This window comes from Acidimicrobiia bacterium, from assembly GCA_035471805.1.
Taxonomy (GTDB): domain Bacteria; phylum Actinomycetota; class Acidimicrobiia; order Spongiisociales; family JAHEDJ01; genus JAHEDJ01.
On record DATIPS010000002.1, the window covers coordinates 14,891 to 34,631 of the forward strand.

The 19,741-nt window shown below is 63.6% G+C and carries 21 protein-coding genes; 10 read left to right on the plus strand and 11 right to left on the minus strand.

The genetic code is table 11. From position 1 onward, the window contains the following. The first annotated feature begins 1 nt into the window (after window position 1). On the plus strand, window positions 2-751 hold the full coding sequence (locus VLT15_00295) for an ABC transporter permease (protein HSR43652.1): 750 nt from the start codon (window positions 2-4) through the stop codon (window positions 749-751). A 29-nt stretch (window positions 752-780) separates the two neighbouring features. Here the strand turns inward: VLT15_00295 and VLT15_00300 are convergent, their stop codons facing one another. Continuing rightward, window positions 781-2,052, minus strand: coding sequence for a DUF222 domain-containing protein (locus tag VLT15_00300; protein HSR43653.1), 1,272 nt, complete (start codon window positions 2,050-2,052; stop codon window positions 781-783). A 69-nt stretch (window positions 2,053-2,121) separates the two neighbouring features. Next, window positions 2,122-3,093: an NAD(P)-dependent alcohol dehydrogenase gene (locus VLT15_00305; GenBank protein ID HSR43654.1), complete on the minus strand. Its 972-nt coding sequence runs from the start codon at window positions 3,091-3,093 to the stop codon at window positions 2,122-2,124. Window positions 3,094-3,299: 206 nt separating this feature from the next. Here VLT15_00305 and VLT15_00310 point away from each other — a divergent pair, with 206 nt between their 5' ends. Beyond that, a complete protein-coding gene (locus VLT15_00310; protein ID HSR43655.1) occupies window positions 3,300-3,833 on the plus strand; it encodes a GNAT family N-acetyltransferase in 534 nt (177 codons plus the stop codon). Window positions 3,834-3,876: 43 nt separating this feature from the next. Here the strand turns inward: VLT15_00310 and VLT15_00315 are convergent, their stop codons facing one another. From VLT15_00315 to VLT15_00335, 5 genes are all read right to left on the minus strand, one after another. Then, window positions 3,877-4,128 (minus strand): DUF4242 domain-containing protein, encoded by a 252-nt coding sequence (locus VLT15_00315; GenBank protein ID HSR43656.1) that lies wholly within the window; start codon window positions 4,126-4,128, stop codon window positions 3,877-3,879. A 228-nt stretch (window positions 4,129-4,356) separates the two neighbouring features. After that, on the minus strand, window positions 4,357-5,541 hold the full coding sequence (locus VLT15_00320) for an ABC transporter permease (GenBank protein ID HSR43657.1): 1,185 nt from the start codon (window positions 5,539-5,541) through the stop codon (window positions 4,357-4,359). Beyond that, the gene (locus tag VLT15_00325) at window positions 5,538-6,215 is read right to left on the minus strand and encodes an ABC transporter ATP-binding protein (GenBank protein HSR43658.1); all 678 of its coding nucleotides are present in this window, start codon (window positions 6,213-6,215) and stop codon (window positions 5,538-5,540) included. The genes VLT15_00320 and VLT15_00325 overlap by 4 nt, the downstream gene beginning before the upstream one ends. After that, window positions 6,212-7,273 carry a peptidoglycan-binding protein gene (locus tag VLT15_00330; protein ID HSR43659.1) on the minus strand — a complete coding sequence of 354 codons (1,062 nt, stop codon included), beginning with the start codon at window positions 7,271-7,273 and terminating at the stop codon, window positions 6,212-6,214. Before VLT15_00330 ends, VLT15_00325 begins: the two co-directional genes overlap by 4 nt. Window positions 7,274-7,275: 2 nt before the next feature. After that, entirely contained in the window at window positions 7,276-7,848 is a 573-nt protein-coding gene (locus VLT15_00335; GenBank protein ID HSR43660.1) for a hypothetical protein, read from the minus strand. Between the two features lie 166 nt (window positions 7,849-8,014). On the opposite strand from VLT15_00335, the gene VLT15_00340 reads away from it, so the two are divergent. Continuing rightward, window positions 8,015-8,707, plus strand: coding sequence for a glycerol-3-phosphate acyltransferase (locus tag VLT15_00340; GenBank protein HSR43661.1), 693 nt, complete (start codon window positions 8,015-8,017; stop codon window positions 8,705-8,707). A 17-nt stretch (window positions 8,708-8,724) separates the two neighbouring features. Here VLT15_00340 and VLT15_00345 read toward each other — a convergent pair whose 3' ends face one another. Further along, window positions 8,725-11,067 carry a PEP/pyruvate-binding domain-containing protein gene (locus VLT15_00345; GenBank protein ID HSR43662.1) on the minus strand — a complete coding sequence of 781 codons (2,343 nt, stop codon included), beginning with the start codon at window positions 11,065-11,067 and terminating at the stop codon, window positions 8,725-8,727. A gap of 50 nt (window positions 11,068-11,117) precedes the next feature. Here VLT15_00345 and VLT15_00350 point away from each other — a divergent pair, with 50 nt between their 5' ends. After that, complete coding sequence (locus VLT15_00350) at window positions 11,118-12,101, plus strand: ferrochelatase (GenBank protein HSR43663.1); 984 nt, start codon at window positions 11,118-11,120, stop codon at window positions 12,099-12,101. Window positions 12,102-12,146: 45 nt separating this feature from the next. Here VLT15_00350 and VLT15_00355 read toward each other — a convergent pair whose 3' ends face one another. From VLT15_00355 to VLT15_00365, 3 genes are read right to left on the minus strand one after another with little or no spacing between them, the layout of a single operon-like run. Further along, entirely contained in the window at window positions 12,147-13,319 is a 1,173-nt protein-coding gene (locus VLT15_00355) for a CoA transferase (GenBank protein ID HSR43664.1), read from the minus strand. Further along, on the minus strand, window positions 13,316-13,600 hold the full coding sequence (locus tag VLT15_00360; GenBank protein ID HSR43665.1) for a hypothetical protein: 285 nt from the start codon (window positions 13,598-13,600) through the stop codon (window positions 13,316-13,318). Before VLT15_00360 ends, VLT15_00355 begins: the two co-directional genes overlap by 4 nt. After that, window positions 13,597-14,463, minus strand: a complete 867-nt coding sequence (locus tag VLT15_00365; protein ID HSR43666.1) for a CoA ester lyase — start codon at window positions 14,461-14,463, stop codon at window positions 13,597-13,599. Before VLT15_00365 ends, VLT15_00360 begins: the two co-directional genes overlap by 4 nt. Window positions 14,464-14,575: 112 nt before the next feature. Between VLT15_00365 and VLT15_00370 the strand changes: the two genes are divergently transcribed. The 6 genes from VLT15_00370 (at window position 14,576) to VLT15_00395 (ending at window position 19,668) form a co-directional block, all read left to right on the plus strand. Beyond that, window positions 14,576-14,749, plus strand: a complete 174-nt coding sequence (locus VLT15_00370) for a hypothetical protein (GenBank protein ID HSR43667.1) — start codon at window positions 14,576-14,578, stop codon at window positions 14,747-14,749. Continuing rightward, complete coding sequence (locus VLT15_00375) at window positions 14,736-15,569, plus strand: MaoC family dehydratase N-terminal domain-containing protein (protein HSR43668.1); 834 nt, start codon at window positions 14,736-14,738, stop codon at window positions 15,567-15,569. Before VLT15_00370 ends, VLT15_00375 begins: the two co-directional genes overlap by 14 nt. A 152-nt stretch (window positions 15,570-15,721) precedes the next feature. Beyond that, window positions 15,722-17,119, plus strand: coding sequence for a hypothetical protein (locus VLT15_00380; GenBank protein HSR43669.1), 1,398 nt, complete (start codon window positions 15,722-15,724; stop codon window positions 17,117-17,119). 261 nt (window positions 17,120-17,380) lie between these two features. Continuing rightward, a complete protein-coding gene (locus VLT15_00385; protein ID HSR43670.1) occupies window positions 17,381-17,698 on the plus strand; it encodes a hypothetical protein in 318 nt (105 codons plus the stop codon). A 72-nt stretch (window positions 17,699-17,770) separates the two neighbouring features. Next, the gene (locus tag VLT15_00390) at window positions 17,771-18,460 is read left to right on the plus strand and encodes a response regulator transcription factor (protein HSR43671.1); all 690 of its coding nucleotides are present in this window, start codon (window positions 17,771-17,773) and stop codon (window positions 18,458-18,460) included. After that, window positions 18,457-19,668 (plus strand): HAMP domain-containing sensor histidine kinase, encoded by a 1,212-nt coding sequence (locus VLT15_00395; GenBank protein ID HSR43672.1) that lies wholly within the window; start codon window positions 18,457-18,459, stop codon window positions 19,666-19,668. Before VLT15_00390 ends, VLT15_00395 begins: the two co-directional genes overlap by 4 nt. The last annotated feature ends 73 nt before the right edge of the window (window positions 19,669-19,741 follow it).

A 19,741-nucleotide genomic window follows, 5' to 3' on the forward strand; every position in this document is an offset into this window, starting at 1 on the left:
CATGCAGACACTGGTGAAGTTGTCGTGGGTCGAGCTCAAGTTGTTCATGCGTGAACCATTGACCGTGATGTTCTCTCTTGCGTTGCCGCTGATCATGCTCTTTGTACTCGGCGGTGTCTTCGGCAACGAGCCGTCGCAGCCGGGGGAGCAGCTGGTATATCGAGGGGTCGGGCCGATGACCTACTACGTGCCGGCCTATCTGGCGCTCGTCGTTGCATCGGTGTGCGTCATCAGCATTCCTACTCACCTGGCGGGGAACCGGGAGCGCGGAGTCCTGAAACGTTTTCACGCATCGTCGGTCGGAGCCAGCGCCGTCGCCGGCGCAGAGTTGGCGGTAGCGCTGGTTGTTTCGGCGGTCAGCGGAGTGTTGCTGCTTATCGCGGCGCGAATCGCCTACGACTTCGATCCGGCCGGGTCGATACCGGCGGTCGTCGGCGTGTTCGGCCTGCTGATCATCGGGTTTGCAGCCTTCGGCATCTTCTTGGGTGCGGTCCTCCCGACTGCTCGAGCCGCCCAGGCCGTAGGAATGCTGATCTGGTTCGTGATGCTGTTCCTCGGTGGCGCCGGGCCGCCGCCGGAGGTGCTCACCGACGTGATGCGGACGGTGTCCGATTACACGCCGCTCTGGCACGCCGTTCGAATGATGCAGGACGCATGGCTGGGCCTCGACGCCGGATCATCCTGGGCCATCTTCGGGGCGATCGCCGTGGTGAGCGCCGGTTTCGGCCTGAGGTTCTTCCGCTGGGAGTAGCAGCAGCGGCGCCCTCCACCACGACGGGTCTACGGTGGTCGGCCGCTGGTGGTGAAGGTGTGGCCGAGCTTGGTGGTCCATTGGTGGTCGCCTTGGGCGAGGGGTTGGTGGGTCCAGCTGTGCTGGTGGCGGATGCGATGGTCGTGCCGGCAGAGTGGCGCGAGGTTCTCGACCTCGGTTGGTCCGCCCCGGGACCATGGGTTGCGGTGGTCTAGGTCACAGGATACGGCCGGCATGCGACATCCTGGAAAAACGCAGACCGGGTTGTGGACCTCGACGTGACGTTGCTGGGTTGCGGTGGGTCTCCGTCGTGTTGTTCCGTGGGATACAGGCAATCCGCTGCGAGTGTCGGTGACCACGAAGCGCCATTGCCCGTCTTGTTGCCGGCCGGCGGTCTGGCGGGCGATGTCAGCAATGACCGGCCCATATCCGGCAAGTTCGCCCGGGTTCTCGGAGAGTTCCGTCAGGGTGGTGAGATCGACCCGAATCTCCACTCCTGCTGGTTTCTGGCTGGTGCCGCTGTTGATACCTCGAAGGAGGTCGAGGTACACGTCGGCCCGCAACTGGTCCATCGTGCGCGCCTCGCCGTCTTGTTTGAGGCTTTGGGCGAGACGGTTGATATGGGCTGATGCGGCTGCTACCTGGTCGGGTGGCAGGTCCATTCCGAATAGGTGGCCCGTGCCTTGCTCGGACATTTCGGTCACGACCCGCCGCTCCTCGGCGGCCCGCTCAAACCGGGTTTTGGCTTGCTCGGGATCGACTTCTATGCAGAGTCGAGCCAGCGCAGATTTCAACTGTCCTGTGGTCAGATGGGAGGCCTGTTCGAGGATCTGGTCGACTACCCGCCGGGACGTTAGGTCATCGAGGTGACCGGTGCCATACACGATGGTCCGGACCCGGCGAAGGTCGAGGTCGCCCGTCACGAATGCGTCGAACAAGTGAGGCAGTCGTTGCCGCAGATCCAGGGCCATGGCCAGTTCTGCATCTGCCGTACGCCGGGTCAACCGCAACGCCACCCTGATCTCGGCCGCCGCACCTTCTGCCACCATCTCGGGGTTCTCCGACCCGTCCAGCTCTTCGACTGCTTCGGCTATCGCGGCCATGTCTGCATACAGCATGGCCTGATAGTGCGATGCCATCCTCTGTCGAGCCCGCAGCACCGTCACCCGGTCGAAACCGGACAGGCGTGACACATCCGTATGGGCCAGGATGGCGTCCAGAAACGGGCCCGGTTCCATTTCGTCTAGCTCTCGTGGAATCACCTCGAGCTCATCCACAGAAATCGTTCCTACGTCGAACATACGTTCGATCATACCAACCATCCGGGACAGAAACCAGACCCTCGATGGAAGCCCTACCAGTCGGCCGGGCTAGAGCGTGATGGCGACTTTCCCTCGAGCGTGTCCCTCGCCGACCCGGCTCATGGCATCAGAGGTTTCGCTCAGCGGGAACGTGCTGCCGATGACCGGTGTGACCTTTCCGGCTTCGATCAACTCCGTCAGATCAAGCAGGTCTCTCTTCCTCACCGGTGCGTAGAACGGGGGCCGTTGTTTGCGCACGAACGGTGAAAGCAGGGCCGCGGCGGCCATCCGGCCCAGCGGCCCGACCCAACGACTGCCCGAGGTTCCGTTGTTGGTGAGGAGAATCCCGTCCGGGTTGAGCGCCCGCCTGCATTCCGCCAGCGAATGGTTGGCCACATTGTCGAGGATGACGTCGTAACGTTCGCCGCCCTGCGTGAAGTTCTCCTGGGTGTAATCGATGACGTGATCGGCGCCGATGGACCCGACCATCTCGACGTTCCTCGTGCTGCAAACGCCGGTCACCTCGGCCCCCATCGCTTTGGCGATCTGCACGGCGAAAGTCCCGATTCCGCCCGATGCTCCGTTGATCAACACGTGCCGGCCCGGCTTCAACTTCCCGGCGTCCCGCAACCCGCGGAGGGCGGTGACTCCGGAAACCGCCACCACCGCTGCTTGCTCCAATGTGAGGTTCGCCGGCTTCAGCGCCACCGTCTCCTCAGAAACCGACACGTACTCCGCGCAACTGCCGTCTTCGGCGTTGCCGAAGACCTCATCACCCGGCTGGAACTCCTTGGCGTCCTTGCCGGTGCTCTCCACGGTTCCTGCGAAATCGAATCCAGGAATCCGCTTTCGTGGTCTGCGGAGCCCGAACACCGGGCGGAACAAATATGGTTGGCCCATCATCAGCAGCCAATCACCCGGATGAATCGAGGCGGCGTGGACTCTCACCAACACTCCATTGTCTGCCGCGACGGCGTCGTCGACCTCCTGGAGCTTCAGGACATCAGACGAGCCGTACTCATCTTGGACTATCGCTTTCATGGGGCCCTCCTTGTGAGTTCACTTTCACGGTGACGATCGCCCGACCGACCATCTTCCGGTCGGGGATTCTCGAGGCGGTGCCTGCCGTAGGCGCAGTCTCCACGGTATTTGGCCGACCACATACTCGGTAGGGTCGAATGACTCCGGCTCACCCATTATTTGCCGATTTGCCGGGGATTGGCTTCAGGCCCGGGCAAACTGTGTTCATGATTACCGTTGCTCGGTTCACGACACGTGATGCCTCGATCGAGTGCCTCGTCCAGATCCGGGATTTGTTTTTCACGGCCTTCGATGAGACTTTCACGGAACAGGATTGGGAGCACGTTCTCGGTGGCTGGCATGTCGTGGTCGGCGACGGCGATGCGGTCGTCGCGCACGCGGCCGTTGTTGAGCGGGTGCTGGAAGTGGCCGGCCGGCCCTTCCGCACCGGGTATGTAGAGGGAGTGGCCACCCATCCGGCCAGACAGCGTGAAGGTCTTGGCTCACAGACGATGGGCGAAGTTGGTCAACTGCTCCTGAGTGAGTTCGAGATGGGTGCTCTGGCTACCAGCGTTGAGGGTTTCTACGAGGGTCTTGGGTGGGTGCGGTGGCTGGGCCCCACCTACGTTCGGTACGGTTCGGATCTGGTGCGAACAGAAGAAGAGGACGGCGGAGTCATGGTCCTTCCGTTCGGGCCCAGCGAGGGTATCGATCTCTCTTCGCCGCTTTCGTGTCCGAGTCGATCGGGCGACGACTGGTAGAGGGACTCCAGGACCTCAGTTCACATGTTTGAGTTGGCCGTCTTTACGAGCCTTCAGAAACCTCGTAGATCTCATCGGCTACGAGACCATGCGCCTCACGATGCACAGTCGCCGCTGTCTCCGCGTCGGGAGCATCAACAAGACAGAAGATCTTTCCGGCAGCCTCATCAACCCAGTAGTGCTTGTAGTTCACTCCATACTTGGCTTGGGTCGCCAGGTCGGCCTGATGGGCTCCTGCAACATCGGCTGCCGAAACACCACCGTCCACATTGTGAACGTCCATAAACGTCGGCATATGTATGCGTCTCCCCCTCGTAGCTTGTATTGCCAGCGGAATCTAGCAACAACCCGCGGGCTAAGTCGCCGAAACCTCAGCTCGATCTTCCCGACAGCGGCGTGCATGGTCATCCTGATCGGGTGATCTCGGGAATCCGGGGCGACTGCAGAATCCCAGACGCAACGAGCACAGCATCGGTTTCGTACATCGCTGGTCGCCGCGGCACTCCGCGCGGCAAGCGACCCATCAGCCGGTACGGACTGCCTCGGCAGGTTCGATGCGAGCGGCGCGAATCGCGGGGTATAGACCGGCGATACCGCCGACGGCAAGAGCCGCGCCGATGCTGCCGAGCACACCGCCGATCGGCATTGCCAGGGTGAGGTCTCTGTTGATGGCGAAAGCGACCGTAATGCCGGAACCCATGAGCACCCCGACTATTCCACCGGCCGATGCAAGAAGGGTCGATTCGAAGAGGAACTGGGCTCGAATGTGGCCGCGAGTGGCGCCGAGAGCCCTACGAACCCCTATCTCCATACGTCTTTCGAGCACCGACATCACCATGATGTTGGCGATGGCGACTCCCCCGACCAGAAGCGCCACCGCGCCCAGGCCGACCAGGAGGCCGGTGAGAGCCTCCTCAGCTGCACGCCGGGCAGCCAGGGCATCTGAGGGTCGGGCGATCTCTACCTGATCGGGATTCTCGGGGCTGATGGTGGCCGGCAACACGTCGACCACCTCTTCGATCGACTCCAAATCGACCCGCAGATAGATGGAGGTAGGGGCCCTCGGCGTGTCAAACAGATCGTTGGCTATCGTCGCGCCGATGAACGCTCCCCGTTCCAGATCAGGATGCAACGGGAGCTCCCCGGCGATTCCAACGACCGTGAACCAGGTTCCACCGACGTAGACCCGCGGTCGCGGTTCGAGGCTTCGGATGCCGAGTCTCTCGGCGGCTACGTTGCCGAGCACGACTACGGGAAGCCGGTCGGCGGCTTCGTCCAGAAAGCGACCCTCACGCATCGCTCCACCGACAACCTCCAACAGGTTTTCCCGGGCGGAGAACAGGCCTATTCCACTCGTCTGCAGTTCAGGCACCATGTCGGAGCGCCGGACGGTTCCATCGACCAGGGTTGCGGCCGAGTACTGCCGTACCGGCCCTATACGGCCGGCCATTTCCGCGGCCCCATTCGGGAATCCGCTCGATTGACCAAGGATGCCCGGCCCCTCGGTGACCCGCAGCAGGTTGGTCCCGAGGCTGTCGAGAGCGGCAAGCAGGTCGCTGCGTCCCGACGCCGAGATACCGAGAACCGCCACGATGGCTGCGATGCCTATGGCGATACCGGCGGCCGTCAACACCGAGCGGGCCCTCCTCTTGAGGATGCCCTGGTAGCCGAGGCCGATGATGTCGCGGATGCGCAGCTTGCTCTTCACGATTCCCGCTCCGCGGTGATGCGCCCATCCAGAATCGAGACCTCCCGGCCGAACCGTCCGGCGACCTCACGATCATGGGTAATCACCACGACCGTTGTTCCGGCTCTATTCAGATCCAACAGCACGTCGACAATGCCGGCGCCCGTCTTGGAATCGAGGTTGCCGGTGGGTTCATCGGCGAAAACCACCGCCGGATTACCAAGGATGGCGCGCGCGATGGCCACCCGCTGCCGCTCACCCCCCGAGAGTTGCGTCGGAAGGTGGTCTATTCGCCCTTCCAGTCCGACCCTGGCGAGCGCTTCCGCGGCGCGTTCTCGCCGCTCCCTTGAACCGACTCCCCTGTACAGCAAGCCCTGCGCAACGTTGTCGAGTGCGGTGGTGCCCGACAGGAGGAAGAAATCTTGGAACACGAAGCCAATCAGGTTCGCTCGAAGGCCCGATAGCTGCCGGTCTGACATTTCAGAGACGTCGTTGCCGTCCAGACGGACCGAACCCTCCGACGGCCGGTCGAGGGCACCCATGATGTGCAGAAGAGTCGATTTTCCGGACCCTGACGGGCCTACAACCGCAACCGAGTCACCGGCGGCGGCCGAGAAGTCGACATCGACGAGGGCGTCAACGCGCGGCGGACCGGGGTAGGACTTCGAGACTCGCTCGAGCTCTATGAGGCTCATCGCGGGACGGCGACGAGATCGCCTTCCCGGATCTCGCCGCTGACCGCCACCAGGCCGTCTGCGAACTTGCCGAGTTCGACGGCGACCAACCTGGTGGTGTCGCCCTCAACGACTTCAACGGCATAGCCGCCTTCCGCGAGCGCCAGGACCGCCTCGACCGGTGCGAGCAGCGCATCCAGCACCTCTTCTGAGACAACTTCGACATCCACGGCCGCTTGCTCGAATGTGGCTCCCGCCTCCGGGTCGTCGAAGGCGATCGTCATCTCGATGGTTTGCCGGCCGGTCTGTGGATCTACCACCACCACATTCGAGATAGAAGTGATAGTGCCCGGGGTTTCTGTGTCGTCGGGCAGCACGATGGTTGCTGCTCCGCCTTCGGAAACCAGCTCCTGTCGATCCAGATCCAGAGCGACCACGATTTCTCGTTCCGTGCCCGAGATCTCGAAGAGGGGAGATCCCGGCCCGACTGTTGCACCGGCTTCTGTCAGAAGCCGCCCTACCCGTACCTCTCCGCGCTCGAACATGACCCTGCCGAGTTCTACTACGCCGTCTTCGGGTATGCCGAGGTCGGCCTGCCAGTCTTCGACGCTGTTCGCCGTCGCCTCGGTGTACTCCGCATCCACCACCAGGCTGTTGCCCGCCGTGAAACCGAGCGCTTCGAGGTTCTGTTCCAGCTGCTCGACGTCGGGACCCGCTTCGATTCCTTCCAAGAGCGCGCGCCAGGCAGGCCGTTCACCGAACATCAGGACCACGGGGGCACCATTGAGCTCGAAGAGTTTCTCGCCTCTGGCGATCTTCGCCCCTTGCTCGGGGAGCCAGGTGACAACTCCGCCGGATGCTGCGTATACCAGGGACTGATCCCGGTATCTGAGCTGCCCATCGAATGTCTCAACGTCGACGAGGTCGCCCCGCTCGAGCGCCACTGCCACCAGCTCTGGCTTCACCACTGCCTCCGGCTCGTCTTGCTCATCAACCAGCCGGTTGATTCCGTAGAAGCCACCGGCACCGACCGCGCCGAGCAGGGCAATCGCCGCCACCCATCCGAGCGCTCGCTTCACGATCAACCACCGACTCCTGGGAATGCGGCCAGGGCCTGACATGCTTCCATCGCATCCGGGAAATCGGTGTCGGAAAACGCCGCCGCCATCTCAGCCATCGGGAAGGGAATCTCGCTTCCGGTGAACGTAGGCAGAGGGTCCGGCCACAACTCGACGCCGTTGTCACGCATGCAAACCGAGAACTCGTTCAGCTGATCGGTGACCGAGGCGATCAGCTCAGGATCCAGCTGCAACTCGACGCCTTCTCCGGCCTCGGCCAGGATCGGGCGACAGGCGGCCAGGGCAGTCTGAAACCCCGGGTCAAAGAAATCGAGCCCATCGGTTACTGCAGCGCCGATCACCGGTTGTCCGTCGGCATCGAAAGTGATGTCCGGCATATCGATTCCGCTGTCGCGCATGCACTCGGTGAAATCGAGCGTGACTTCCTCGAGCGATGGTGCCTCCGTGGTAGTCGTCGTACTCGCCACAGTCGTAGTTGCCGTCGTCTCGAGCGTTGCGATCGTATCGACCGGTCCCTCGTCGGAATCGGAACTGCAGGCCCCCAACACCGCGAGAGACACAATGGCGACCGGCACTATGGATCGTATCCTCAATCGCTCCTACTTCCATCGATGGGAGCAGAATAGCCAGCGCCGTGAGACTGCATACCCACCGGGAGTGGCGCGGCAATCAAAGGCAAAGCGGGTTGCCCGCCTGAATGCCACCCAGAGTAAGGTGCGGATCCAGCAAGGGAGAAACTCGATGAGCGTCTGGATCGCGGGCGTCGCGGTAATCGTCGGATATCTGTTCGGGGCGGTGTCATTCACCCGGATCCTCGGCCGCTGGGTGCTCCCCGGCGATGATCTCAGCGGGCTCGAGGTCAAGCTGGGGGAAGGCACGCTCCGGTTCAATCGCACCAGCGCTTCTCTGATCTCGATGAAACGCGGGCCTGCGTACGGGTGTCTGACGGGGTTGCTCGACATGGCCAAGGCGGCCGTACCCGTCCTCGTTTTCAAGATGGTGTTCCGGGACCACGACTATGAGTTCCTTGCTGCCGCGGCGGCCGTGGTTGGACACAACTACCCGGTGTTCCACCGATTCCACGGTGGAGCCGGCATGTCGCCGTACCTGGGGGGATTAGCCGTCCTGGATTGGGTGGCGGTTCCGGTGGTAACCCTGCTGGGAACGCTGACCGGCGTGCTCATGCGCAACGTGGTCCTTGCCTATGCCTCGGGTGTGATCTGGCTGATTCCGTGGTTCTGGTGGCGTGATGCCGGCTGGCCTGCCTTCGCCTACGCCCTGGTCGTCAATTTCGCAGTTTGGGTCGCCCTCTGGCCGGTGATAACAGATCTAACCCGGATGCAGCGATCCGGCGAGATCGACCGCAAAGAGGCCATGCGGATCTTGCGCAGCGGACACCCGTCGCTCGATCGGGACAAATACCAGTCGGAATAGAGCATTCGCAGTCCGGCTCAATCAGGGTCGCCCGGCACCTCATTGGCCTCCTCGACGGTAACCGTGCCCGTATAGCCGTCTACGACAACTGTTGCCCCGTCGGGGAGTCGGGTAGCACCGGGCACCGATACGACACACGGGATCCGGTATTCGCGGGCCACGATGCTGCTGTGTGAAAGCATGCCGCCCGCTTCTGCGATCACTGCTCCAGCCCGTGCGAACAATGGTGTCCATCCGACATCGGAGAAGGGGATGGCGATGACGTCTCCTGCCTCGACCCTGGGGGAGTCCTCGATCCCTTTGACGACCCGCAGAGTTCCCCGGTGCCGACCCCGTGAAGTGGCTACGCCGGTGAGATGCCCGGCTTGCAGTGGCCCCGGTCGAGCAGGGAAGAAGTCGTCTCCGAAGATGGTCTCCGGCATGTCGACATCGGTGAGGTCGGCCATCTCGGCCTTGCGGAGATTCACGAGTTCGGCAGGAGCGGTTGTCGAAGCACTATCCAGGAGTCCTTGTCGAACCTCATCGAGCTTGAGGTACATGATTTCCTCCGGGTTTCCAATCAGTCCTCGTTCGACCAGCCTCCGCCCCGCTTCCAGGAAGGTGGGCCGGAACAACCCGTAGCCGTAGGTGTAGACAAAGCTGACCTGCTCGCGATGATCCACGAACTCGCTCGCCTTTCGCTGCAGAAAGCGAAGCCTCCATCTCGATAGGCCCTTCACCTCTGCAGTCGCCTCCCGCCAGGGTCGGGGTCGATGCTTCCCGGTCACTTCGGCATGATCAACTGCCAGGTTCACGACTGCGTCCGGTTGCTCCGACCAGGGCGGTACGGAGAAGTCGTTTCCGCTGTCCGACAGGTGGCCGAAGCGGTCGAGAAACCCGGTGAGTTCCGCGTCGAGCTCGGCCGGGAGTGCCTCGCGCCCGTGCTTCCTCACGGCTGCGACGGTTTCCTCTCCGCGCCCGGCGATCCGACTTCCCAGCCGGTCGAGGGCCGGGTTGGGATTGTACGGGTTGGAGGGGTCGCCCAGCTCCAGATCAACGGCATCGGCGTCCATGCCGACCTTGGCAACGGCCCGGCGCAGCATTGCCACATAGGCATTGGCAAGCAGCGGAGTGACGATATTGGCATAGGCGGCAGTGGTTGTAACTGCGGAAAGGTCGGCGATATGTGAGATCAATCCCGTGTCGCTCAAGTTCTCGAGTTCGGTTGCCGCCAGATGGTCGTAGCGCGCCTGGAACTCGGCGACCTCGATCTGCACGCGCCGCCCGTAGCGGGCTTTCCCGGCGATCGTGGCGAGCATCCGGGGGACGTGTCGCATCGTGGAAAACGATGGGCGAAAGCTCGGCTTGGTGTCGGACGGGAGGCCCAGCAACATTTCGAGACCATCGCGCGGCATGCCGAGCAGTTCGAAGATCTCGCCGATGGACCCCATGTTGAAGTAGGACCGATAGGCGAACTGCTTCGCCAGTTGCTCGGGTCGGAGGTCGTTCGGACCGATCAGCTCTCCAAACAGATCGATCCAGGCCTGATTCACGATGGGAACATTGACCGACCACACGAGCGGTTTGATCATGCCCGGCATCACTTCGCGAGAAATCCGGTTGGAGTAGACGGTGACGTCGCCGAGTCCGGTGATCGGGCGAAGCTGGACCCACCACACTTCGGTTCCATCCCACACCCACTCGAGATCGACGGGCGACCCGAACTCCCCGGCGATCCGGATCGTTTCAGCAGCGATCGTCCCGGCCACCGGTCCCGGGAGGGTGCTCTCTCCCGACGGTCGCTCGGTCCATCCTCCCCACCGTTCGATCCAGCGCTCGGGCGTCACTCCTTCTCCGACGAGGGCGTCCCCCCGCCCCCGAACGGCCTCGATCACGACTTCGTTCAAACCCGTCATCGGGTTGCGGGAGAAAGCGACTCCCGACACAACCGGGGTGACCATCTCCTGCACCATCACGGCCATGGCGACCGGTTCGCCGTCACCCTTTCGCTTCCGATAGGTACCTACGATCGGGCTGTGAGCCGATGCCTGGACTTCGCGAATCGCCTCTGCCACCGCGTCGTGCCCGGAAACATCGAGGAAGGTGGCGAACTGGCCGGCGTACGATGACTCCAAGCCGTCCTCAACCGCGGCCGACGAGCGCACCGCCCACGGCCCGTCGTGCGGCAGCCAGGCGAGTAACCCGGAATGGCCGTGCTCGTCGGAGTTGGCCGGAAGTACCCAGGTGGTGGGAACCCGCCTCCCATGGTCGAGCAGCCATCGAATGTGTTGAGCTTTCGCACCGACAGGCGCGTCGGGATCGGAGAACCCAGTCAGTAGAACTGCTTCCATATGGATGCCGGCCCCTTTATGCTCATCCACCACGCTAAGTGGTTCCGTACATCGTACGGTACGGCGGCAAGGAATGGATGATGACGAACAAAGTTGCTGTTCTGCTCTGCGGATACGGTGAAGTCGAGGATTACGACGAGTTTGCCGAATACAACGAGAGGTCTTTCCGGCTGCTCGTTTCGAAGTCGATCAAGTTTCCGGACTTTTCGATTCCCTGGCTGTCCCGCCGTCTCGAACGCCAGCAGCGCAAGGAGTGGCACGCCGCCAATCATTACCACTCACCGCACAACGACATATTCGAACGTCAGCGGGAGGGAATCGAGCAGCGTCTCAAGGAGACCTACGGCGACGACGTGTCCGTGTTCAAGGCATACAACTTCGTCGAACCGTTCATGCCCCATCAGGTGCTGGCCGATATCAGGGAGCAGGGTTTCGACCGGGTGGTTGTGTATCCGTGGCTCGTGGTCGACTCAGTCTTCACCAGCGGCCTCGCCCTCGAGCAGATCAACGAGGCGTTGAATCCCGACGGCGCCTGGCTCAAAGACATTCGATATCTCCCTTCATTCTGGGAGCGTTCCGATTTTCAGGAACTCCTGGTCAGCCACATCGAAGGTGGCGTTGCCCCCCTTCTAGAACGATACGGGCCGTCCCAGGTCGGTATTGTGCTGTGCCTGCACGGTTGCCCCCTCGAGACCAAGGGTATGGAAACGGGTGTCAGGGAGAGCACTGCTCTGTATTACGCCGTGCAGGGACGACTCAACCGCCGCTTCCCTCTGGTCAGCCCTGGTTGGATGAACCACCCGGTTCCGGGTAAGTGGACCACACCGGACGTTGACCAGGCTGCAAAGAATCTGATCGGCCTCGGAGCGAAGGCGCTCGTGTTCATGCCGATCGGTTTCGTTACGGAGAACCACGAAACTCAGTTGGACATCGGCTACACGATCGACAAAGTCAGAGATCAGGTCGAAACCCTGCACCTCGCGACGCTCAACGAGCATCCGGAGCTGCTGGGCATGGGTGCTCGCTGGATTCATCCTTTGATCGACGAGCTCCGCGCCATCTGACCGAACGCACTGCTTGACGGCGCCTCCACCCTCGAGCTCTTTTCCTCATTCGATGTCCGGTGGCCGTTGAGTCGAGCTCAGTCGAGCCGACCCGGTCTTCAGCAGCTCGGAGAGAATCTCCTCTGTGTGCTCGCCGAGAGCCGGTGCCGGTCGTGGGGGCGATCCTGAGCGAAGCGGACCCTGGACGACCCGATAGCTTCCCTCGGGTGTTTCGACCTCTGCGACCATCCCGGTCTCCGTCGCATACGGCATGGCGACCGCCTGCAGCACCGTATTCAGCGGAGCGTGTGGAACTCCGGCTGCGCTCAACCGCTGCAGGGCTTCCATCGTCGACAGGCGGGCAATTGCTCCCTCGATCGCCGCATCCACCTCGGCGCGGGCTTCGGTGCGTTGATGATTGGTCCGAAAGCGCGCATCGCCGGCCATTGAGTCGAGGCCGATTGCCGCACAAAACAGGGGCCAGAACTTGTCGCCGATCACCGCGATCACGACCCAGCCGTCCGCCGTGGCAAAAGCCCGGTAGGGAACGATGTTGTGATGGCCGGAGCCCACCGGAGCCGGGTCGACACCCGTTCCCATTGCCGACGTAGCCATGTAGACCAGGAGGGACATGGCCGAATCGAGCAGCGGCACTTCGACATGCCGGCCCCGTCCGTCGCGCAGGCGGCCGGCGTAGGCGGCTACGCCTCCGAGCGCCGCCCATAGACCGGCGGCCAGGTCGCTGATCGCCACGCCGGCGCGAACCGGGGCACCCTCCTCCTCGCCGGTTATGGACATGATCCCGCTCTCGGCCTGGGCTATGAGATCGAACGAACCGTCTGCCGCACGCGCGCTGTTCCTGGCGTAGCCGGAGACCGTGACGACCACGAGCCGTGGATGGCGGGCGAGCAGATCGTCCGGTTCCAGGCTGAGTTTCCTGACCGCGGCCGGCCGGTAATTCTCTATGACGATGTCTGCGGTCTCGAGTAGTGCATCGAGAAAGGCGGAGCCATCCTCGGTGGTCAGGTCGAGGACTATCCCCCTCTTGCCGGTGTTGAGGGAAGAGAAGTAGAGAGACCTGCCGTCGATGAACGGTCCGATGCCGCGGGCCATGTCACCTTCGGGCGGTTCGACCTTGATCACGTCGGCGCCCATCTCGGCCAGAACCTGTCCCGCATACGGACCGGCAAGGACCCTGGACAGGTCGATCACCCGCACACCGTCCAGCAATCCGCTCATCCGGCGACCACCTGCTGAAGTACGTGAGCCCCGCAGAGACGGTCACCCGACAACGACCGGACCCCGTGGTCGAATTGGTCGATCCCCGGGGCATCCGGCCGCCCATCGATCCGTGCCCAGATGGATCTCAGCAGGTCGGAGAGCGCGTCCTGCTGCCGGTCGAGGAGTCCGGTCGATGTCCGGCCTTCGTTCGGGAAAGCAGGAGCAGGTTGGGCAGTGGCCGAGTCGAGGGCAGACTGCATCCGATCGACGGCCCGCCGGGCGTCCGCTCGCCACGTCATTCGAAGTCCCGCCGGGATTTCTCCAATAGTCGACGCGCCGCTCGCACCACGGCTTCGTCCACCATGTGTCCCTCGTCATCGGTGACCGCTCCGCGTCCCTCACTCAGAGCGGCTTCGTAGAGGTCGACCAGCTTCCGGGCCCGGGCCACGGCGTCGGGCGAAGGGGAGAAGACCTCGTTGTAGACGGGGACCTGGGCGGGATGTATGGCCGGCCGGCTGCCGAAACCGAGCGAGGCGAGCTCTTCCGTCTCCCTTCGCAGCACTTCGAGGTCCCTGAAGTTCGGTGACACCGGACCGAGCGGCTGCTCCAAACCGAGCGCCGCCGATGCCACGACGACCTGCATCCGCAGCGGCACCAGGGCGGTCACGTTCTTGGGGTCGATGCCCAGCTCGGCACTCAGGTCGAGTTCACCGATCATGAGCTGGGTGACACGCCGGCAGGCGCCGAGCTCCGCGATCTCGAGCATTGCCGGGGCCGTTTCGACGATCGGCAGGAGCCGGATCGAATTGCCGGGCATCCGGTTGGCAATCTCGACGTCGTCGAGGAGGCCGGCCGCCCGTTCGAGCTCTGCCGGCGTCGAAACCTTGGGGATCATGAGGCCGGCGGGCCGGCAAGCGCCGGCGGCCCAGACGTCGGGCTCGAACAGGTCACCGGGCCGGTTGACGCGAATCCAGAGGTCCGCCGGGGAGTCGACGAGCGCCGCGCCCCACGAGGCGAGGGTTGCGCGCGCCTCTTGTTTCGCAGAAGGTGCGACGGCATCCTCGAGGTCGACGATGATTGCGTCGGCTCCGCGAGAAGCGGCCCTGGCGATCATGTCGGCCCGGTCGCCCGGGACGAACAGGAAGCTCCGTGCTGGTGCCATGCCGCTTTCCTCTCCCTCGGACCCTCCCGGACGCCCCTCTTTGTAGCACTTCGGCAGGAGCCCGGTCGGGTTCGGTCGGTACAATCCCTCGCAGTCGGGGAGAGGAGCGTCGATGACCTCCGGCCTGCCGAGCGGGATGAGAGTCGCGGAAGGGGCCGCCCTCGTCGTGGGGAATACTCGGTCCGACGCAGGGACCGACGGGATCTCGAGCGAGGTCATCGACCTGAGCGCGGCGGAGGCCCGGAGACCTCACGACAGAAAGGTGGTGGCCGGTGCCGTTCGATGAGTGGATAGGCCGAAGTGAGGTGGTGGAAGACCTGATCACGTCTTGGCCGGTGGCGGCCCTGCAAGCAGTGTTCGACCTCGATCGGCCGATTCCGCGCCCGGGAGATCCGATACCTCCCATGTGGCACTGGCTGTTCTTCCTCTCGACCACGCGCCGGTCGCAGCTCGGACCGGACGGCCATGCGGTGCGCGGCGGGTTCCTTCCCCCCGTCGACTTGCCCCGGCGGATGTTCGCCGGCGGCCGGACCGAGTTCCTGGCTCCCGTGCGGGTCGGGCAAACCGCTCGACGCACGGGGACCGTGGTGAGAATCGAGGAGAAAGAGGGTCGCCGCGGCCCGCTGGTGTTCGTCACCGCACGGTTCGAAGTGTCGACCGAAGACGGCGTGGCGATCGTGGAGGAGCAGGATCTCGTCTACCGCGAGGCGGCGGCGGGCAGTCAACAGCCCCCGCCCGGTTCGGACCCCGTTCCGGAGGCGATGTGGGCGGAGACGATCACACCGGATCCGGTGATGCTCTTCAGGTTCTCCGCCCTCACCTTCAACAGCCATCGAATCCACTACGACTACCCGTATGTGACGGAAACCGAGGGATACCCAGGCCTGATCGTGCATGGTCCGATGACCGCCATGTGGCTGATCGGTCTCTGCACCGCCAACGATCCGCGACCCGTCTCTCGCTTCTCGTTCAGAGGCAGATCGCCCCTGTTTTGTGACGGTCCGGTCGGTCTGCGCGGCGGGATCGGCGACGGCGGATCCGCCGGCTTGTCTGCCTGGTCCCACGATCTTCGTCTGGCGATGACCGCTGAGGTGGAGGTCGGGTAGCTGCTGACCGTGAAGGTTCTAGGTTCTAGGTTCTAGGTTCTGAGTTCTAGGTTCTAGGTTCTAGGTTTTAGGTTCCAGGTGCCGGAAGATTTCGACCCGGAGCATCGGGAGGCAATTGCCAATTGCCAATCGCCTTTTCCTAGAGTCCGCTGGTGCGTTCTCTCGAAATAGTCCTTGCGTTTCTCGCTCTCGCTACCGCCGTACTGCCGCGACGCTGGACGGGCGCACGCATCGCCGCCGCGCTGGCGCTGCTGCCGGTCGGGGTAGTTCACGCCACCACCGAAGGTTGGCGCTGGCAGATGGTGCCCCTGTACCTGGTCGGATCGATCCTGTTCGCGGTGGCAGCCTGGGAGATGTTGAGCCCTGCCCCCGATTCACAGCCCTCGTCGGTCCTCGGCCGCTCACTCGGAGTGCTCGGTCTGGCGGCAGTCGTGCTGATTCCGGCTGCGGTACCGGTCTGGGAGCTGCCGGAGCCGACCGGCCCCTTCGGTATCGGAACGGTGAACACGGTCATGACGGACGGCGACCGGGTGGACCCGTACGACCCGTCCGGCCGGGATCGGCGGCTCGTCGTCCAATTCTGGTACCCGGCCGTACCCGACGACGACGCGCTTGCAGAACCGTGGCTGTCACAGCTGGATGTGGTCGGGCCCTCGATCGCAAGTGCCTTCGGCTTTCCGTCGTTCGCGCTCGGTCACGCCGATTTGATCAAATCACACAGCTACTCCCAGGCTGCCGTCGCCGGTGTGGAGTCCTTCCCGGTGGTCCTGTACTCGCACGGTTGGACGGGTCTGCGGACCAACGGTCTCGATCAGATCGAAGCACTCGTCAGCCACGGCTTCATCGTCGTGGCGGCGGATCACACATACGGTGCAGCCGCGACGGCTTTTCCGGACGGTGAGCTGGTGGTCTACGAGCCGACCGCGTTGCCCGAGTTCGGAACGGTCCCCGACGAGGAATACGACGAAGCGGCCGTGTTGCTGGTGGCAACCTATGCGGCGGACCTTCACTTCATCCTGGACGAACTCCAGCGTCTCAACGGTGATCCCGGCTGGCTGCTGTCCGGACGCCTCGATCTCGATCGCATAGGCGTGTTCGGGCACTCGACGGGCGGTGGGGCAGCCGTCTCCGCCTGCGCGACAGACGGTAGGTGTGATGCCGTCGCCGGACTGGACCCCTGGGTCGAGCCGGTGCCACAGGAGATTCTCGACGGCGGCATCGATATTCCGTTTCTGGCGATCAGAAGCGCGGAATGGTTCGAGTACGACAACGACCCGGTCCTCCAAGCGTTCGCCGGTCGTTCGTTGCGGACCGATCTCCTCGGTCTGATCGGAGGCGGCCATCAGGACTTCACGGTTCTTCCCCGGTTCAGCGCCGTGTCGGCGCTGCTCGACGTGAAGGGGTCGATCGGGTCGGATCGGGCATCCGAGATCGTGAACACGTATCTGGTCCGGTTCTTCGATGCACAACTGAACGGAGGGCCGGACTTGTCGTCCGACCCTCTGTTCGAGGAAGTGTGTGTCGGGCTCTGTGAGATCCCCGACGGGTAAGTTCCGTAGTCCCCCTCTGCCTCGAGGACTCGGCATCTCCCCCGCTCCGCGGGGGAGAAACGGGTGGTACGGGCGCTGTCGCGTCTTCTCGTAGGAGGTGGGGGAGTCCCGAAGGGAGCGAAGCGACCGAAGGGGAGGGAGCGGCCACCACCGGTCACTCTCTGTTTCGCGTTTGTTTCTCTCCCGTTGGCGGTCACGAAAGCTTGGCACCGCACACTTCTCTTCATGCCCGGATAGACCGGGCGGAGAGAGAGGCGAATCATGAAGAAGCGGATTAGCAGCCTGGCGGTGGTGACCGTGCTCGCCATCGGCGGTGTGATGGGAACGGCGGCGGTTGCGTCGGCCTCCGAGACGGCATTCCTGTGCCCGGTTGTCGGTGACGGGGTACTCAACGCCGATGCTCACAACGGCGACCATGGCGTCTCGGCGATCAACCCGCCTGTCGGCACCTCCTTCCTTCCTGGCAAGAACCAGGCCGGAGTGCATGCGAATGACAACGCCCACAACACTCAGAACCCCGACAGTGAGACGGCAGGTCCAGGCCACAACCCAGACTTTTCGCCGATCTGGCCCGGCTAGTTCGGACGCTCAGACGCAGAATTGGCCCGGGAGGTTCTCCTCCCGGGCCGATCGTTTCCTACCATGATCACGATGTCTGACCGAAACGTGACCGTCCTGGTCGTTGATGACGAACCCATGGTGCGCGAGGTGGTGACTCGCTATCTGGAACACGACGGGTTCCTGGTTACGGCCGTCGAAGACGGAAGAGCCGCGCTCAAGGCGGTCAAGGCATCAGCTCCCGACCTGATCATCCTCGACATCATGCTGCCCGAGGTCGACGGCCTCGATGTGCTCACGCAGCTGCGGCTGTCGGGCGACGTTCCGGTCATTCTCCTGACCGCACGGACCGCAGAGGCCGACCGCATCCTCGGGCTCGAAATGGGCGCCGACGACTATGTTCTCAAGCCGTTTTCGCCCAGGGAGCTGACCGCCCGTGTCAGGTCGGTTCTCCGGCGCAGCTCCAGGGAGCCTGCAGGCAAGCGCCTGGAGTTCGAGGGACTGGCGATCGATCCGGGCACCCGAGAGGTCCGGGTGGACGGCGAGCTGGTCGAGTTGACCGCACGCGAGTTCGATCTGCTCGCCTTCTTGGCCGCTTCGCCCCGGCAGGTCTTCTCGAGGGCGCAGCTTCTCTCCCAGGTTTGGGAGTCTTCTCCCGAATGGCAGGACCCGGCCACGGTCACCGTGCATGTGCGCAGGGTCCGGCAGAAGATCGAACCGGATCCGGACAATCCCAGGCGTCTGCTGACGGTGCGCGGGGTCGGCTACCGGTTTGAACCATGAGACTCCTGATACCGCTGTCGGCCCTGCTGGTCGCACTCGTTCTGCTGATCACCGAGGCCACCATGCAGCCCAGCCCGGCCGACCGGGCTCTCCTCTACGGCATCTTCGCCGGCGCCGCCGTCCTGACCCTGCTGGTCGGGTGGCGGCTCCCTGCTCTTACCCGGAAGTTCCAGACGTTGCGCACCACGCTTCAGATCGTCGGCCTGGCTGCGGTCGTCATCGCCGCGGCTGCCGTGTCCGTGTCCGCCGTCACGATGTTCCTGTCGACCCACGATCTCCGTCTGGTACTGGTTGCTCTGTTGTTGGGGGTCGGTTTGGGAGTTGCTCTGGCGGTGACGGTCACGCGGCCCCTGGCAGCCGATCTGGCGGATCTGGCGGCCACGGCTGCGCGAGTCGGGGCGGGGGATCTCTCCTCCCGTCCGATGATCGACAGGGCCGACGAGGTAGGCGACGTTGCCAGAGCAATGGACGCCATGATCGACCAGCTGGAAGCGGCGAGGGGCTTTCGTGAGAAGTCGGAGGCAGACAGGCGGGAGTTTCTGGCCGCGGTCGGCCACGACTTGCGAACCCCGCTGACGTCGATGCGCGCCGCCGTGGAGGCGATTCAGGACGGGCTTGCCTCCGATCCCGACCGCTACCTGCAGTCGGTGGCGAAGGATCTGGACACCATGTCTGTGCTCATCGACGATCTTTTCGAACTGGCCAGGCTCGAGGCGGGCGAGGAGCCGGCCGACAGAATCGAGGTCGACCTGGCGATGGTCGCCGCCGATGTCGCGACGGCAATAGCACCGCTTACGGAACCTCGTTCGATCTCGATTCAAACCTCAGGTTCTGCTGTTGTGGTGGCGAGCGAGTTGGGAATGACCCGTGTGTTCCGCAATCTCCTCGACAACGCGGTCAGGCACTCGCCGGCCGGAGGCGCCGTCGGGGTCGAAATCATCGAAGACGGCGTGTCGGCGACCGTCACCGTCTCCGATGAGGGTTCCGGGTTTCCCCGGGACTTCCGGGCATCGGCGTTCGACAGTTTCACGAGAGCCGACCCCGCCCGACGGCGGGGAGGCTCCGGTCTCGGACTCGCTATAGCCAGAGCGGTGGTTGAAGCCCACGGCGGAAGCATTTGGATTCTCGACGGGGACGGCGGGCGGATCGCCTTTCGACTTCCGGTTTTCGGCCTCGACACCGCCCAGGATGCTACAACGAGCAGTTAATGACGCTAACTTGTGGCATCTACGGGGTGATGAGAACCATCCCGCGAACCGAGGAAGGGTTTCTATGAGGCAA

What these genes read in the sequence shown, in the direction of transcription:
- VLT15_00310 (HSR43655.1), top strand. Translation starts at nt 3,300, where the DNA reads ATGATTACCGTTGCTCGGTTCACGACACGTGATGCCTCGATCGAGTGC.
- VLT15_00295 (HSR43652.1), top strand. Translation starts at nt 2, where the DNA reads ATGCAGACACTGGTGAAGTTGTCGTGGGTCGAGCTCAAGTTGTTCATG.
- VLT15_00390 (HSR43671.1), top strand. Translation starts at nt 17,771, where the DNA reads ATGTCTGACCGAAACGTGACCGTCCTGGTCGTTGATGACGAACCCATG.
- VLT15_00340 (HSR43661.1), top strand. Translation starts at nt 8,015, where the DNA reads ATGAGCGTCTGGATCGCGGGCGTCGCGGTAATCGTCGGATATCTGTTC.
- VLT15_00300 (HSR43653.1), bottom strand. Translation starts at nt 2,052, where the DNA reads ATGTTCGACGTAGGAACGATTTCTGTGGATGAGCTCGAGGTGATTCCA.
- VLT15_00360 (HSR43665.1), bottom strand. Translation starts at nt 13,600, where the DNA reads ATGACGTGGCGAGCGGACGCCCGGCGGGCCGTCGATCGGATGCAGTCT.
- VLT15_00355 (HSR43664.1), bottom strand. Translation starts at nt 13,319, where the DNA reads ATGAGCGGATTGCTGGACGGTGTGCGGGTGATCGACCTGTCCAGGGTC.
- VLT15_00325 (HSR43658.1), bottom strand. Translation starts at nt 6,215, where the DNA reads ATGAGCCTCATAGAGCTCGAGCGAGTCTCGAAGTCCTACCCCGGTCCG.
- VLT15_00365 (HSR43666.1), bottom strand. Translation starts at nt 14,463, where the DNA reads ATGGCACCAGCACGGAGCTTCCTGTTCGTCCCGGGCGACCGGGCCGAC.
- VLT15_00350 (HSR43663.1), top strand. Translation starts at nt 11,118, where the DNA reads ATGACGAACAAAGTTGCTGTTCTGCTCTGCGGATACGGTGAAGTCGAG.
- VLT15_00395 (HSR43672.1), top strand. Translation starts at nt 18,457, where the DNA reads ATGAGACTCCTGATACCGCTGTCGGCCCTGCTGGTCGCACTCGTTCTG.
- VLT15_00385 (HSR43670.1), top strand. Translation starts at nt 17,381, where the DNA reads ATGAAGAAGCGGATTAGCAGCCTGGCGGTGGTGACCGTGCTCGCCATC.
- VLT15_00315 (HSR43656.1), bottom strand. Translation starts at nt 4,128, where the DNA reads ATGCCGACGTTTATGGACGTTCACAATGTGGACGGTGGTGTTTCGGCA.
- VLT15_00370 (HSR43667.1), top strand. Translation starts at nt 14,576, where the DNA reads ATGACCTCCGGCCTGCCGAGCGGGATGAGAGTCGCGGAAGGGGCCGCC.
- VLT15_00305 (HSR43654.1), bottom strand. Translation starts at nt 3,093, where the DNA reads ATGAAAGCGATAGTCCAAGATGAGTACGGCTCGTCTGATGTCCTGAAG.